This is a genomic window from Streptomyces sp. NBC_00090 (assembly GCF_045160815.1).
In the GTDB taxonomy this organism is placed as follows: Bacteria; Actinomycetota; Actinomycetes; order Streptomycetales; family Streptomycetaceae; genus Streptomyces.
The window spans coordinates 6,847,167-6,860,837 of record NZ_CP108224.1 but is presented as its reverse complement, the minus strand read 5'-3'; the positions used below and the strand labels follow the sequence as shown (position 1 = coordinate 6,860,837).

14 protein-coding genes and 1 pseudogene are annotated in these 13,671 nt (G+C 74.1%); 9 read left to right on the top strand and 6 right to left on the bottom strand.

Annotated elements, in window-relative coordinates; translation table 11 throughout:
• Nucleotides 1-163: 163 nt before the first annotated feature.
• Complete coding sequence (locus OG361_RS30590) at nt 164-1,060, top strand: PPK2 family polyphosphate kinase (RefSeq protein ID WP_405858626.1); 897 nt, start codon at nt 164-166, stop codon at nt 1,058-1,060.
• Here OG361_RS30590 and OG361_RS30585 read toward each other — a convergent pair.
• Nucleotides 1,046-2,584 carry a hypothetical protein gene (locus tag OG361_RS30585; protein ID WP_405858624.1) on the bottom strand — a complete coding sequence of 513 codons (1,539 nt, stop codon included), beginning with the start codon at nt 2,582-2,584 and terminating at the stop codon, nt 1,046-1,048. The genes OG361_RS30590 and OG361_RS30585 overlap by 15 nt on opposite strands.
• 120 nt (nt 2,585-2,704) lie before the next feature.
• On the opposite strand from OG361_RS30585, the gene OG361_RS30580 reads away from it, so the two are divergent.
• Together OG361_RS30580 and OG361_RS30575 are read left to right on the top strand one after the other, a co-directional pair.
• Nucleotides 2,705-2,902 (top strand): hypothetical protein, encoded by a 198-nt coding sequence (locus OG361_RS30580; RefSeq protein WP_405858622.1) that lies wholly within the window; start codon nt 2,705-2,707, stop codon nt 2,900-2,902.
• A gap of 47 nt (nt 2,903-2,949) precedes the next feature.
• A complete protein-coding gene (locus tag OG361_RS30575; RefSeq protein ID WP_405858620.1) occupies nt 2,950-3,819 on the top strand; it encodes a polysaccharide deacetylase family protein in 870 nt (289 codons plus the stop codon).
• 59 nt (nt 3,820-3,878) lie between these two features.
• On the opposite strand, the gene OG361_RS30570 is transcribed toward OG361_RS30575, so the two are convergent.
• Genes OG361_RS30570 through OG361_RS30555 form a run of 4 tightly spaced genes read right to left on the bottom strand, consistent with a single transcriptional unit; the run spans nt 3,879 to nt 6,296 of the window.
• Complete coding sequence (locus tag OG361_RS30570; protein WP_384570565.1) at nt 3,879-4,067, bottom strand: hypothetical protein; 189 nt, start codon at nt 4,065-4,067, stop codon at nt 3,879-3,881.
• A gap of 29 nt (nt 4,068-4,096) precedes the next feature.
• On the bottom strand, nt 4,097-4,747 hold the full coding sequence (locus OG361_RS30565; RefSeq protein WP_405858617.1) for an ABC transporter: 651 nt from the start codon (nt 4,745-4,747) through the stop codon (nt 4,097-4,099).
• Complete coding sequence (locus OG361_RS30560; protein WP_405858616.1) at nt 4,744-5,622, bottom strand: ATP-binding cassette domain-containing protein; 879 nt, start codon at nt 5,620-5,622, stop codon at nt 4,744-4,746. Before OG361_RS30560 ends, OG361_RS30565 begins: the two co-directional genes overlap by 4 nt.
• The gene (locus OG361_RS30555; RefSeq protein ID WP_405858614.1) at nt 5,619-6,296 is read right to left on the bottom strand and encodes an AIM24 family protein; all 678 of its coding nucleotides are present in this window, start codon (nt 6,294-6,296) and stop codon (nt 5,619-5,621) included. Before OG361_RS30555 ends, OG361_RS30560 begins: the two co-directional genes overlap by 4 nt.
• 129 nt (nt 6,297-6,425) lie before the next feature.
• On the opposite strand from OG361_RS30555, the gene OG361_RS30550 reads away from it, so the two are divergent.
• The 6 genes and pseudogenes from OG361_RS30550 (at nt 6,426) to OG361_RS30525 (ending at nt 12,878) form a co-directional block, all read left to right on the top strand.
• Complete coding sequence (locus OG361_RS30550) at nt 6,426-7,118, top strand: peptidyl-tRNA hydrolase (RefSeq protein WP_405858612.1); 693 nt, start codon at nt 6,426-6,428, stop codon at nt 7,116-7,118.
• A gap of 70 nt (nt 7,119-7,188) precedes the next feature.
• Nucleotides 7,189-7,359: pseudogene (locus tag OG361_RS30545) on the top strand (MBL fold metallo-hydrolase); the annotation flags it as partial.
• A 160-nt stretch (nt 7,360-7,519) separates the two neighbouring features.
• Nucleotides 7,520-9,184: a DUF692 domain-containing protein gene (locus OG361_RS30540; protein ID WP_405858610.1), complete on the top strand. Its 1,665-nt coding sequence runs from the start codon at nt 7,520-7,522 to the stop codon at nt 9,182-9,184.
• A gap of 2 nt (nt 9,185-9,186) precedes the next feature.
• A complete protein-coding gene (locus tag OG361_RS30535) occupies nt 9,187-10,233 on the top strand; it encodes a TIGR04222 domain-containing membrane protein (protein WP_405858608.1) in 1,047 nt (348 codons plus the stop codon).
• 118 nt (nt 10,234-10,351) lie between these two features.
• Entirely contained in the window at nt 10,352-11,143 is a 792-nt protein-coding gene (locus tag OG361_RS30530) for a TIGR04222 domain-containing membrane protein (protein ID WP_405858606.1), read from the top strand.
• Nucleotides 11,144-11,228: 85 nt separating this feature from the next.
• Nucleotides 11,229-12,878: an alpha/beta hydrolase gene (locus OG361_RS30525; RefSeq protein ID WP_405858604.1), complete on the top strand. Its 1,650-nt coding sequence runs from the start codon at nt 11,229-11,231 to the stop codon at nt 12,876-12,878.
• 66 nt (nt 12,879-12,944) lie between these two features.
• Here OG361_RS30525 and hemQ read toward each other — a convergent pair whose 3' ends face one another.
• A complete protein-coding gene (gene hemQ / locus OG361_RS30520) occupies nt 12,945-13,658 on the bottom strand; it encodes a hydrogen peroxide-dependent heme synthase (protein WP_384570586.1) in 714 nt (237 codons plus the stop codon).
• Between the last annotated feature and the right edge of the window lie 13 nt (nt 13,659-13,671).

Here is a 13,671-nt window from a genome sequence, read left to right as displayed (position 1 = left end):
GTCGCGCTACGCGCGTAACGAGCGCGTAGCGCGACCGCCGCCTTCCTGCTCAGCCTCCTCTTCCACCACCTGCCGAGCCGCTCCCCAGCGCTCGCGGGCGGTCTGGTTCCGTCGCAGGATCAGGGGAAGGCGAGGACGAGCGGCGCGGCGGAAGGGTCCCGAGGTGGCGAAGAAGGACGGCAGGAAGAGGCACCCGAGGCAGCGGGAAGCACTCCCGCGTGACGTACCCCTGCGTGACGTGTTGCGCGTTCCCGAGGGCGAGCGGCTCGACCTCACCGCGTACGACGCCGCGGGGACGCCGGCCGGCCCCACCGGCAAGGCGGCCGGCCTGGCCGCCACCGCCGCCCTCGCGCCGCGCCTCGCGGACCTCCAGGATCGCCTGTACGCGTCGAGCACGGCCGGCGACCGGCGACGGGTGCTCCTGGTCCTCCAGGGCATGGACACCAGCGGCAAGGGCGGCACGGTCAAGCACGTCATCGGCCTCTTCAACCCGTCCGGCTGCCGCATCCGCGCCTTCAAGGCCCCGACCCCGGAGGAGCAGAACCACCCGTTCCTCTGGCGGATCATGCAGGCGCTCCCCCAGCCGGGCGAGATCGGCATCTTCGACCGCTCGCACTACGAGGACGTCCTCATCGCACGCGTCCGCGACCTGGTTCCGCGCGCGCGGCTCGACCGCCGCTACGACCAGATCAACCGCTTCGAGAACTCCCTCGCCGAAGACGGGGTGACGGTCGTCAAGGTCTTCCTGCACCTCTCGTACGAGGAGCAGCGCAACCGGCTCCTGGAGCGCCTGGACAATCCCGAGAAGCACTGGAAGTTCAACACGGGCGACATCGAGGAGCGGTCCGTGTGGCCGGCGTACCAGGAGGCGTACGAGATCGCCCTCGAACAGTGCACGACGGACGAGGCCCCTTGGTACCTGGTCCCGGCGGACCGCAAGTGGTACCGGAACTGGGCGATCAGCAAGCTGCTGCTCGAACACCTGGAGGCGCTGGACCCGAAGTACCCGGCGGGCGACTTCGACGTGGCCGAGTGCCGGCGGCGGCTACTGCTGACGTGAGCGGCGCCAGTTCCTGACGGCGTTCGTCAGCGGCTCGGACGACTCGAGGTCGAGGAGCTCCAGTCGGTCGTGGTCCACCATCGTGGTGAACAGCCGGTCGAGGAGCGCCGTCTCGTGCGCACGGGCCAGCCGGTCGGTGAAGGTGGTCATGACGTTCGTGTCGTCCAGCCACGTCACCAGATCGAACAGGGCGTCGATCCCGGCGTCGTCGAGCTCCCTGACGGCATGGCCGAGCCGCACGTCGTCGATGTCGTCGCCCAGCCGGTCGGGCGCGTGGCCGCACCCTGCGGCGAGCACGAGCGCCGCGACGTCGAACCTCCCCGCCTCCGCGAGCCCGATCGAGACCCGCAGGCCGAACCGGTCGAGCCGACTCCCGTGGGCGAGCTTCTCCGCCAGCCGCGTCAGACGGACCGGGGTCGCCGTGCCGGCCAGCGCGGCCGTCACGAGGGCGACCACCTCCACGTTGCTCCGCACGCGGCGCACCGCTTCGGCGAGGACGCGGTCGGCCTCGGAGTCGGAGCGGGTCCCGGCGTCCCGCAGGCCCTGGAAGACGACGGCGGCGTTGCGCTCGTTGACCCGGGCGGCGACCGCCGCCGTCCACGACTCCCGGGTCCGGGTCCGTCCCAGTCGTACGACTTCCGGGGCGAAGGCCAGCACGTCGTCCAGCGGCCGCAGCCGGGCCACGTCCGCGGCGAAGGTCTCCGGGGCCGCTCCGCGCTCCAGCAACCAGCGCAGCAGTTCCGCCACCTCCTCAAGGGGACGCGACCACGCGGCCTCGGTCAGGTCTCGCGACGCCTCGGGGAGATCGTCCTCGTCCCACATCCCCATCAGCCGGCTCTTCAACAGCTCCAGCGGTACGTCGCCCCGCACCGCCGGCCCCCGCCGCGACAGTTCCTCCTCCAGGCCCAGCACGTGGTCCCTCAGCTCCCGGCTCTGGCGCTCGGCATCCGCCCGGAGCAGTTCGGCGTCCTGGAGGTCCTGGCGGAGCCGGGCGATCTCCCCCAGGAGCTCGTCCTGCGAGCGGGTGAGGGCGGTCCGCTCGGCTCCCCAGTCGAGGCGGAGCCGGGTGAGGTCATCGGCGACGTGCCGGACCTCGGACTCCTTGCGCTCCAGGAGGGCGTGCAGGGCCTCGATGTTGCGGTGGGCGCGTTCCGTGTCGCGTCGGGAGCGGGCCAGTTCGCCCCGGAGGGTCTCCAGCCGGAACTCGTCCGGATTGCAGACGCGGAGCGCCTCCAGCCGCTGGTTCCGGATCGCCTCCTTCGCCTCCTGCTGGAGCGGGGCCCCGACGTGCTCCTCCACCTCCCGCACCAGACGGTCGATGAACTCCTGGGGCGCGAGGCGGCGGCCCGCGAGGTAGCGGGAGACGGCCGACTTGTCGAGGTGGACGCGGTGGGCGTACTGGGCCTGTGGGATGTCGAGTCTGTTGAACAGCCCCTTCAACACGTTGCCGAGCGCCGCAACCTCGGGGACTCCGCCCCGCTCGATCTCCGACGAACTGCCCTGCGTGCGGGCGACCTCGGTCATGACGCCTCTCCCCCAGCGGTGTTGACGCCGCATCGGCAACGGTTGCGGCTGTCGCAACGTACCCGAAGCGACCGACGGTGGGGGCTCACCCGTTCCCCGGCCGAAGGAGCCCCTCTCCGCATGCGTACCCTCCGCTGGGCGCAACGCGCCCTCATCGTTCTCGTGGCCACGCTGCCCCTGCTGCTCGTGACCCTCGCCTTCGTACCGGCACTGCTCGTGCTCCCCTTCCGCCGGGAGCGGGCCGCGCACACCCAGGCGATGGTGCGTCAGCTCAGCGCGTGGACTCGGGTGCTGCTGCTGTCGAGTCGCGAGCGATAGTCAATTCGATCGGCTAGCTTCCGTTTGTGAACATTCCTGTACGAAATTTGGCGGCGCTCGGTCTTCTGGGCGCCGTCCTCGTCGGTTGCGGCGAGGGCACCGCGCCCCTCGCCCGCACCGACGGCAACGCCGCACCCACCGCGAAGGCGGCACCCACCGCCCCCGCCGCGAAGGCCGCCCCCCGGCCCGGGACCGTACCCACCGCGCCGCCCACCCTGACCCCGGGTCCCGGCGGGCTCACCCCGGTGTACGCGCGCCGGGCGGCGGGCTCCCCGAACAGCGCCGAGAAGGTCGTCGCGCTCACCTTCGACGCCGACATGACCGCCGACCAGGGGCCCAGGGCCGCGCGCGGTGAGCACTTCGACAACCCTCGGCTCATCGCGACCCTGCGCCGCCTGAAGGTGGACGCCACCGTCTTCATGACGGGCCGCTGGGCGGAGGAGTACCCGGACCAGGCCAGGTCCATCGGCGGCGATCCGCTCTTCGAGATCGCCAACCACTCCTACAGCCACTACGCCTTCGCGTCGCCCTGCTACGGCCTCCCGACCGTCGCCGGGCCCGACATGACGGCCGACGTGCAGCGGGCCTTCGACGCCTTCCGGGACGCCGGGGCCGTCAACGTCGTGCCGTACTTCCGCTTCCCCGGCGGCTGCTACGACGACGCCGCTCTGCGCGCGCTCGGCCCCGCCGGGGTGACCGCCGTCCAGTGGGACGTGGTCAGCGGCGACGCCTTCGCCGAGGACGCGGACTCCGTCGCCGAGCAGGTCCTCGACGGCGTGAAGCCCGGTTCGCTCGTCGTCATGCACTGCACGCGCAGCGCCGCCCCCGTCACCGAACGGGCGATCCGCCGGATCGTCCCGGAGCTGCGGGCGCGCGGCTACCGCTTCGTGAAGGTCTCGGAGCTCATGAGCCGCTGACGGCACTGAGCCGCTGAAGCCTCTGAAGCCGCTGACGGCGAGGGTGGCGCTCGGTCGCCTCAGCCCGAGCAGGCATTGCGCTGGGCCTCCTGCCACTCGCAGACCGGGCAGAGCGTGATCCCCTTGACCGACTCCGGGTACTCGGTCGGCTCCTGGCACAGCACACAGGCGGCGAACGGTCCCTCGGCGGCCGGTTCGTGCTTCGGGCCGGGCTCGGGAGCATCGCAGTACGACGTCGACTCGCTCATGTCTTCGAGCGTACGCACTCCGGGCCCCCTCATTCCAGCTGTGCCGTCGCCCGGCAGGCGAGGGCCGCCGTCGCCGCCGCGAGGAGGACCGCACCGGCGCACGCGAGCCACGGCAGCTGCGCGGTCGCCGTGCGGGAGCCCGTGACCAGGGCCGTCAGCGCGTGCTTCGCCGGGGAGCCCGTGGTCACGAGCGCGAGGAGCGAGCCGAGGGCCAGGGCCGCGACCGACCAGCCGGGCGCCTTGAGAAAAGGACGGCAGGCCAGGGCTCCGACGGCGGCGCCCGTCAGGACACAGGCCGTCGTCGCGAGCAGCCCGGCTCCCGTCGCGGCGAGCGGGCCGACACCGCGCCGGTCGCCGATCGCGGTCAGCCCGAGGACGGCGACCACGCCGAGGAGCCCCGGCAGGGCGGTGCCGGTGAGGAGCGCCGCGAGGTGGGCACGGCCCCGGCCGGCGGCCGCGGCGACCACGTTCCGGGCGGCGGGCGGTTCCTGGGTGAGGCAGATCCGTACGCACCAGGCCGTCACCGGCAGCAGGCCCGCCGCCGCGAAGCCGAGCGCGCCGAGCACGGGCTCGCCCGCGCGGACGCCGACGGCGAGGAAGGCCGCGTAGAGCAGGAGGGGCGCGAGCCAGCGCTGCGAGCGCAGCAGCAGACCCGACTGGTAGCGCAGGAGCGCCGTCATACCCGTACGCCTTTCTCCGTGCCGAGGCGGTGGATGTGCCAGGAGGCCGCGAGGAGCGCCCCGAGCAGGGCGTCGGAGTGGGCCGCGTCCACGGTGAGGACGAGGGTGTCGGGGGTGCCGGGGCCGCCGGGGGCTCTGTCGGAGTAGTCCGGCGGCTCGGTGGCGGGGGCGCCCGGCAGTCCGTCCGGGAGCGGCTTGCCGCCGGAGGCGGTGATCCGGACCCGGGGCCCGGGCGCCGCTTCCCGTTCACCCGCCTCGGCCGCGGTCACGGCCCGCACCGCGCCCGCCTTCACCCCGTACACCGCGTCCGCCTCCCCCGCGAGGCGGCGCGGGTCGTGGTCGACGAAGACGACCGTCCCGCCCGCCGCGACCCGTTCCCGGACCGCGCGGTCCAGCTCCGTGCGGGCGGCGGTGTCGAGGCCGGTCCAGGCCTCGTCGAGGACGAGGAGGTCAGGGGAGGCGACCAGCGCCTGGGCGACGGCGACCTTCTGGCTGGTGCCCTTGGAGAGTTCCGACAGTTCGGTACGGGCGTGCTCGGCGGCCCCGAAACGCTCCAGCCACTCCACCGCCCCGGCCTTCGCCGCCGCCCGGCCGAGGCCCTGGACGCGGCCCAGGTGGACCAGGTAGTCGGCGGCGGTGAAGGGCAGGACGGCGGGGAAGCGTTCGGGGACGTACGCGGTACGGGGCGGGCGGCCGGTGACCCGGCCCTCGCCGGGGGCGTCGATCCTGGCGACCAGCCGGAGCAGCGTCGACTTGCCGGTGCCGTTGGTGCCGGTGACGCGGACGAGGGTGGAGGCGGGCAGGCCGAGGGTGACCCCGCGCAGGACCCAAGGCCCCCGCGGGCCGTACCGGCGCCCGACCCGCTCCAGCCTCAACTGGACGAGTTCTTCTGCGGGGTGAGCTCGCTGGGGCGGACGACGACGAAGCCCTGTCCGTCCAGCTTGAGCTGCACCGCCTCGCCCGAGCCGCCGCGGATCATCGAGCCGAGGGACTGCGAGCGGTGCAGCGAGGTGCGCAGCTGCTCGCTCCAGCCGACGACGGCGTCGGTGTCGACGTACACGGGGGCCTGCGGGGTGACCGGGATGACGATCGGGCTGCCCTCGCAGATCAGCGCGACCTTCCCGTGGCCGGAGAAGACGGAGTTGAAGATGCCGCCGCCGGTCACGCCGGCGCCCTTCACGGTCCTGATCTCGTAGTGGAGCGTGGCGTCGAAGCAGAGCACGTTGCGGCCGTTGACCGAGAACGCGTCGCCCTGCTCGATCTCGATGATGAAGCAGTTCTGCGCCTCGTGCGCGAACCAGGCCTCGCCCTGGCCGCGCACGGCCATCAGCGCCAGGCCCTCGCCGGTGACGGCGCGCTTGAGGAGGCCGCCGATGCCCTGGCCCTTGCGCTCGAACTGGAGATCGCCGCGGAAGGCGATCATCGAGCCCTGGCGGGCGTGCATCTCGCCGTTGACGGTGTACTTGACCGACTTGGCGTTCTGCAGGGTCATGCCCGGGAAGTCGGCCGTCTCGGCGAGGTGCTCGCCCGCGAACAGATCACTCTTCATGAGGGGCATCCTGGCCCGGAGGTTCCGATTCCCACAAGAATCCCCCGTCGCCCACGCGCCGTCCGGCCGTCGCCCACGCGCGCCGTCCCGCCGTCGTCCGCCCCGCACCCGCGGTGGCAGACTTGCCGGGTGAGCAGCAACGAGACCGACCTCCGCGATGAGAAGCCCCAGTTCGTCCTCCCCCTTGTCGTACGGATCGAGCGCGACGCGCCCCCGTCCCGTACCGACGCCCTGGAGACCTCCGCGCGGGCCGTCCTGGAGATCCTCACCGACGACCGCTCCCTCGACGAGGGCGAGTGGGCGCAGGCCATGACCGACTGGCAGGACGCCCGGATCCGCAAGGTCGTGCGCCGGGCGCGCGGCGCGGAGTGGCGGCGGGCCGGCGATCTCCCCGGGATCACGGTGACCGGCACGGAGGCGGAGGTACGGGTCTTCCCGCCGGTGCCGCTCGACGGCTGGCCCAAGTTGCTGGCCAAGCTCCAGGTGTCGGGCACCGACCTCGACGACCCGGCCGAACCCGGACCCGTGCCGGACGGGGCCGCGGTGCTCTGGCTCAACCCCGGTCTCGACATGTCGGCGGGCAAGACGATGGCGCAGACCGGGCACGGCGCGCAGCTGCTGTGGTGGGCGATGTCGGACGCGGACCGGAAGGCGTGGCAGGAGGCCGGCTTCCCGCTCGCCGTGCGGACCGCGACGCCCGAGCGCTGGGCCGCCCTCACGGTGAGCGGGCTGCCGGTCGTCCGGGACGCCGGGTTCACGGAGATCGTCCCGGGCTCCTGCACGGTGGTGTCCGAGTTCCCCCGGACCGCCTGCGAGGCCTGAGCAGGGGGCCTGAACTGGAGGCGTGGGCAGAGGGCCTGCGCTGGAGGCCTGAGCAGGAGACCTGGGCAGGGGAAGCGTCAGCGTCCTCGACAGCGCGCAGGCCGCCGAGGCCGCCGGGATCCTCGGTGCCCGTCGGGTGGTCCCCGTCCACTGCGACAGCTGGGCGCACTTCACCGAGGACCGTGCCGACCTGGTCGCCGCCTTCACCCGGGCCGGACTGCTCGACCGACTGGACCTCGGCGGGGCCCTCGTCCGAGGCCGGAAGCGGGCGGGCGGTGTCCGTCCGAGGTCCGACCCTCACATCCGGAACCTCAAATGAAGCTCTGAACGTCCCCCTCCCGGGATTCGAACGACTCCACCGGGGTCATCACGTGGATGACTGAGGACCGAAGGAGGGGGACATGACGGAACTCGGCATCGGCATCGGATGGCGTCCCGAGATCGCGGAGGCGGTGGAGGCGCTGCCCGGCGTCGACTGGGTCGAGGTGGTCGCGGAGAACATCTGCGCCGATCACCTGCCCGACTCGCTGACCCGGCTGCGGCAGCGCGGCGTGACGGTCGTCCCGCACGGGGTCTCGCTGGGGCTCGGCGGCGCGGACCGCCCCGACCCGGCGCGGCTCGCGGCGCTCGGGGAGAAGGCGGTGGCGCTGGGGGCGCCGCTGGTCACGGAGCACATCGCGTTCGTACGGGCCGGGGGCCCGCTCACCGCGTCGCCGCTCCTCGAAGCGGGCCACCTGCTGCCCGTACCCCGGACCAGGGACGCGCTCGACGTGCTCTGCGAGAACGTACGCATCGCCCAGGACGCGCTGCCCGTGCCGCTCGCCCTGGAGAACATCGCGGCCCTGATCTCCTGGCCCGGGGAGGAGCTGACGGAGGGGCGGTTCCTCGCGGAACTCGTCGAGCGCACGGGGGTGCGGCTCCTCATCGACGTCGCCAACCTGCACACCAACCACGTCAACCGTGGCGAGGACCCGGCGAAGGCCCTGTCCGAGCTGCCGGTGGAGGCCATCGCGTACGTGCACGTGGCGGGCGGCGTCGAGCGCGACGGCGTCTGGCACGACACCCACGCCCACCCGGTGCCGCGCCCGGTCCTCGACGTCCTGGCCGACCTCGCGTCCCGGGTCTCGCCGCCGGGGGTGCTCCTGGAGCGGGACGACGACTTCCCGCCGTCGGAGGAGCTGGCGGCGGAGCTGACCGTGATCCGGGAGACCGTGGCCCGGGGCGGCGCGACGGCACGGGGCCGGGCGGCCGGGAGCTCGACGGCCCACGGGGCCGTGACGCGGAGGTCGGTGTCGGGCGTCCCGCGTTCCGGCGCGCCGGCTCAGCCGCTGCTCATCGGCGCGGGCGCCCGGGTGTCGGGCGGTCCGATGCCGAGCGTCGCCGTCACGGCACCGGACGAGGTGCCCGAGTACGGAGACGTCGTGCCCGCGCCGGTGGCCGCGGCTCTCGTGCCCGCGCCCGCGGCCTCCACCGAGTCCGGGTCCGGGTCCGAGTCCGGGTCCGGGTCCGAGTCCGGGTCCGGGTCCGAGTCCGGGTCCGGGTCCGAGTCCGGGTCCGGGTCCGAGTCCGGGTCCGGGTCCGAGTCCGGGTCCGGGCCGGTGGACTCCGCCCGGCCCAAGCCCGAGTCCGGCTCACAGCCCGAGTCCGAGTCCGGCGACCGTGCCCGGCAGCGGGTCGGGCTCGCGCAGGCCTCGCTGCTGTCGGCGCTGGTCGCCGGGACGCCCGCGCCCGAGGGCTTCGACAGCCGGCGTCTCGGGGTGCAGAGCCGGGCGCTCGCCTCCAAGCGGGCCGGGGTCGTCGCGAAGGTCGCCCCGGAGCTGCCGGAGATCCTCGGCAAGGGCTTCCGGCCCGCGTTCCTGTCGTACGCCAGGTCCCGTCCCATGACCGGCGGCTACCGCCGGGACGCGCTCGACTTCGCCGAGCACCTGCTGCTCGCCGACCGCCCCGAGGACCCGGCCGCCCGGCGGCGGCTCACGGAGTGGTGGCAGGACCGTTCCGGCAGCCGCCCGCCCGGCCGCGCCACCCGGCTCGCCCGGGCCGCCCGCCACGCCCTCGTACGGAGGTGACCATGGACGTCCTGCTCGTCCTCTTCTACCTGGCCGGCATCACCGGCGTCGCGCTGCTCATCGCCCGGGTGGTCCGGTCGCGCCGGGGCTCCGGCGGGCCCCTCCACGACCGGTACGAGGCCGCCTTCCTCAACGGTGGCCCGGCCAGGGTCGCCGACACCGCCATCGCCGCCCTCCAGGCCGACGGCCGGCTGGCGATCGGCGGCCCCGGCATCGTGGCCGTCGTCCGGCCCACCGCGTACGACCCGGTGGAGCGCGCCGTGCTCCAGGAGCACGCGGCGGCCCCGCACGGGGCCCTGCACCACCTGCGGCTCGCCGTCATGCGGCACCCGGCGGTCCAGGAGATCGGCGACGGTCTCGCGGGGCGCGGGCTGATCGTGGCCCCGGCGACGCGGCGCACCACCCTCCGGTGGTGCCTCGCGCTCGGGCTCACGGCCTTCTTCCTCTTCCCGCTCTCGGTCGTCCTCACGATCGTCGACTTCGCGACCACATCGGAGGTGTCGGTCCCGTTCGTCGTCAAGGTGCTGCCCGTCCTCGCCGCCGCCGGGGTCACGGCCATCGCCTGCGGGGCGATCTCCGCGTCACAGGTCACGGCGTACGGGCAGGCCGCCCGCGCCGCGTACGGTCGCGCGCACGGTCACCTCGCGGACGCCGGCCATCTCGTGGCCCTGTACGGGCTGCGGGCCCTGCCGGACCCGGTGCTGCGGGAGCAGCTCCTCGCCGCCGCCCGGGTGTACGCGCCGCCGCGGGGCCGGGGCCGGGGGCGGCGTCCCGCGCCCTCGCCCTTCTACGCCACGGACTCGGGCGCCGCAGGTGTGGCCATGATGTGGTGCGCGGAGAACAGCTCGTGCGGCGGAGGCGGTTCCTCCGGCGGCTCCGGCTCGTGCTCCTCCGGCTCGTGCTCCTCGGGTTCCTGCTCCTCGGGTTCCTGCTCCGGCGGCGGGTCGAGCTGCGGCGGCGGGGGCGGCAGCTCGTGCTCCAGCTCCAGCGGCAGTTCGTGCTCAAGCTCCAGTTCCAGCGGGAGTTCGTGCTCCAGCTCCAGCGGCTGATCACCCGCGACTGAGCACCCGGGACTGAGCACCCGCGACTGAGCACCCGGGACGGTGCACCCGCGACTGAGCACCCGTTCGAGTGGCGGGCCCGTCCGTCCTGCCGTACAACCAGGGCATGGTCTGGGTTCCCCTTCTCCTCGTGGCGTGCGTCGTGGCCGGAATCGGCTGCGCGCGGCTGTGCCGGGCCGCCCTCGCGGCGGCCCACCCGGCGCCCACCGGCCTGCCCGGTGACGCGCCCGGTGACCCGTACGGCCCCGCCGCCGGGAGCGAGCCGGAGCTCACCGTCCTCGAAGCCGCCTATCTCGCCGGCGGACCGCTCCGGGTCATCGATCTGACCCTCGTCTCGATGCACCGGGAGCGGCGGCTGCTGCTCGCCCACACCGGCTGGGCGACCGTCGTGGACGCCACCGGCGGGGGCCGGGACGAGCTGGAGGGCGCCGTGCTCGGCGCCATCGGGCCCGCCGGCCAGTGCCCCGTCCCCGCCGTCCGTCCGGTGGTGGCCGCCGCCGACGCGGTGCGGGCGCTCGCGGAGCGGCTCGTCGACCGGGGGCTCGCCGTGTCCGAGTCGGGCCGCCGTGAGGTCGCGGCCGGGGTGCGGGCGGTGCGGGCCGCCTTCCTGCTCGCCCTCGCGCTCGGGACGGCGTCGGCGCTCCTCGTGCCCGCCGCCGAACGGACCCTGGTCGTCGCCGCGTTCACGCTGCCGCTGCTCGCGTCCGGGCTCTGTCTGCTGATCGACCGGATCGAGGTGTACCCGTACACCCGCTGGGCCTCCCCCGCCGGGCAGCGGCTGCTCTCCGGCCTCTCCCCCGCCGATCCGCTCACGGCGCTCGCGACGCGCGGCCCGGCCGTCCTGGAGCCCGAGCTCCGCGCGGCGCTCCGGGGACACGCTCCCGCACGCCTGCCGTAGATCCTTTACTTCGCCGCTCCCCCGCGCCAACGATCCCTTTGTCCCCGCGCGCCCCACGCGTACGCGGCCACGAAGGGAAGCACCGATGCCCTCTCCCGCGCTGTACGGAGCCCTCACCGCCCTCCTGTTCACCACCGTCCCCCTCTCCCCCTCCCTTTCCCCCTCCTCCCCCTCCACTCCCTCATCCCCCTCCTCCTTCGACGCTCCGCAGGCCGAGGCGCGCGGCACCGTGCTCGCCGCCCGCCGGGCCGCCGCCGAGGGGATCGACTTCGGCGTCTGCCCGGCGGCCGAGAAGCTGCCGCCGTCCGTCGTGTGCGGCACGGTCCGGGTGCCGCTCGACTACGCGGACCCGGGCGGGGACCGGATCCCGCTGACCGTCAGCCGCGTCCGGGCCTCGGGGCCCGCCACCGGGCGGCAGGGCGCGCTCGTCTTCAACCCCGGGGGCCCGGGCGCCTCCTCGACGTACTTCCCGCTGGCCGCCGAGCTCCCGGAGTGGCGGCGGATCTCCGCCGCGTACGACCTGGTGGGCTACGCCCCGCGCGGGGTGGGCCGTTCGGCGCCGGTCTCCTGCCAGGACCCGGCGGACCGGGTGACGGGCCCGACCCCGGCGCCCACCCTGCCCTCCGAGGTCTACAAGCGGGAGCGGATCGCGCGGGCGAAGGCCTACGCCGAGGGCTGCGCGCGCCGGACGGGCGCGGCCCTGCGCCACTACCACTCGCTCAACAACGCCCGTGACCTGGAGATCCTCCGGGCGGCGCTCGGCGAGCCGCGGCTGACGTACCTGGGCGCCTCGTACGGCACGTACGTCGGCGGTCTGTACGCGACCCTCTTCCCGCACAGGGTGCGGCGGATGGTCCTCGACGCGCCGGTCGATCCGACGCCGGGCCGGATCTGGTACCACAACAACCTCGCCCAGTCGGAGGCGTTCGAGCGGCGCTGGGCGGACTTCCGTACGTGGGTGGCGAAGCACGACGCGGTGTACGGGCTCGGTGGCACCGCGCGGGAGGTGGCCGCGAGCTACGAGCGGGTGCGCGCCGAGCTGGCGGCGCGGCCGGCGGGCGGCCGGGTCGGTCCCGGCCAGCTGCACGGGGCGATGCTGGGGACCGGCTACGACGACCGGCTCTGGCCGCTGCGGGCGGCGGCCCTCTCCGCGTACCTCAAGGGCGATCCGGCACCGCTGGTCGCGCAGGCCGCGCCGTCGCAGGACCCGGGGCCCGACGCGGGCAACGGGCGCGCGGTGTACACGGCGGTGGAGTGCAACGACGCGCCGTGGCCGGAGGAGTTCGCCGTCTGGGACCGGGACAACACCCGGCTCGCGGAGCGTGCCCCGTTCGAGACCTGGGACAACGCGTGGATGAACCTGCCCTGCGCGTACTGGAAGGCGCCCCGGCAGCGGCCGCTGGACGTCCGGACGGGCCCGGGGGTGCTGCCGCCGGTGCTGATCCTGGCGGCGGAACGGGATGCGGCGACCCCGTACGCGGGGGCCCTGGAGCTCCAGCGCCGGCTGGCGGGCGCGGCCCTGGTGACCGAGCGGGACGCGGGTACGCACGGTGTGGCGGGTGGGCCGAACACCTGTGTGAACGGCCACCTGGAGCGCTATCTGCTCACGGGGGCGGTACCCGGTGATGTCACGGGCCCGGAAATGACGCCGGTGCGGCGCGCGTCGTGCGCGCCGCACCCGGAGCCGGACCCGGTGTCGCTGGAGCGGAGGGCAACGAAGACGCCCGCCGTCTGATCTTCCGGGTCAAGGGGTGGCGCGCCCGGCCGGGAGCCGGGCCGCCACCAGGTTCGTACGGCCGTGTCAGGCCAGGCCCGCCACCAGGTCGGCGACGCTCTTGCGACGACCGGTGTAGAACGGGACCTCTTCGCGGACGTGCATCCGCGCCTCGGAGGCGCGCAGGTGACGCATGAGGTCCACGATGCGGTGCAGCTCGTCCGCCTCGAAGGCGAGGAGCCACTCGTAGTCGCCGAGGGAGAAGGAGGCGACCGTGTTGGCGCGGACGTCCGGGTAGCCGCGGGCCATCTTGCCGTGGTCGGCGAGCATGCGGCGACGGTCCTCGTCCGGCAGCAGGTACCAGTCGTAGGAGCGCACGAAGGGGTAGACCGAGATGTAGTCGCGCGGGTTCTCGTCGGCCAGGAAGGCCGGGATGTGCGACTTGTTGAACTCGGCCGGGCGGTGCAGCGCCATGTTCGACCAGACCGGCTCCAGGGCGCGGCCCAGCTTGGTGCGGCGGAAGAGGCTGTACGCCTCCTGGAGCTCGTCGCTCGTCTCGGCGTGCCACCAGATCATGACGTCGGCGTCGGCGCGCAGACCGGAGAGGTCGTACGTGCCGCGGACGGTGATGTCCTTGGCGGCGAGCTGGTCGAACAGCTCCTGGACCTCGTCGGCGTAGCCGGCGCGGTTTTCGGGCAGAACATCGCGCAGCTTGAACACAGACCACAGGGTGTAGCGGATGACCTCGTTGAGGTCCTTCGCCTTCTTACCGGCGTTCGGGATCTTTTCGGGCGCACTCATACGCCTATTCTCG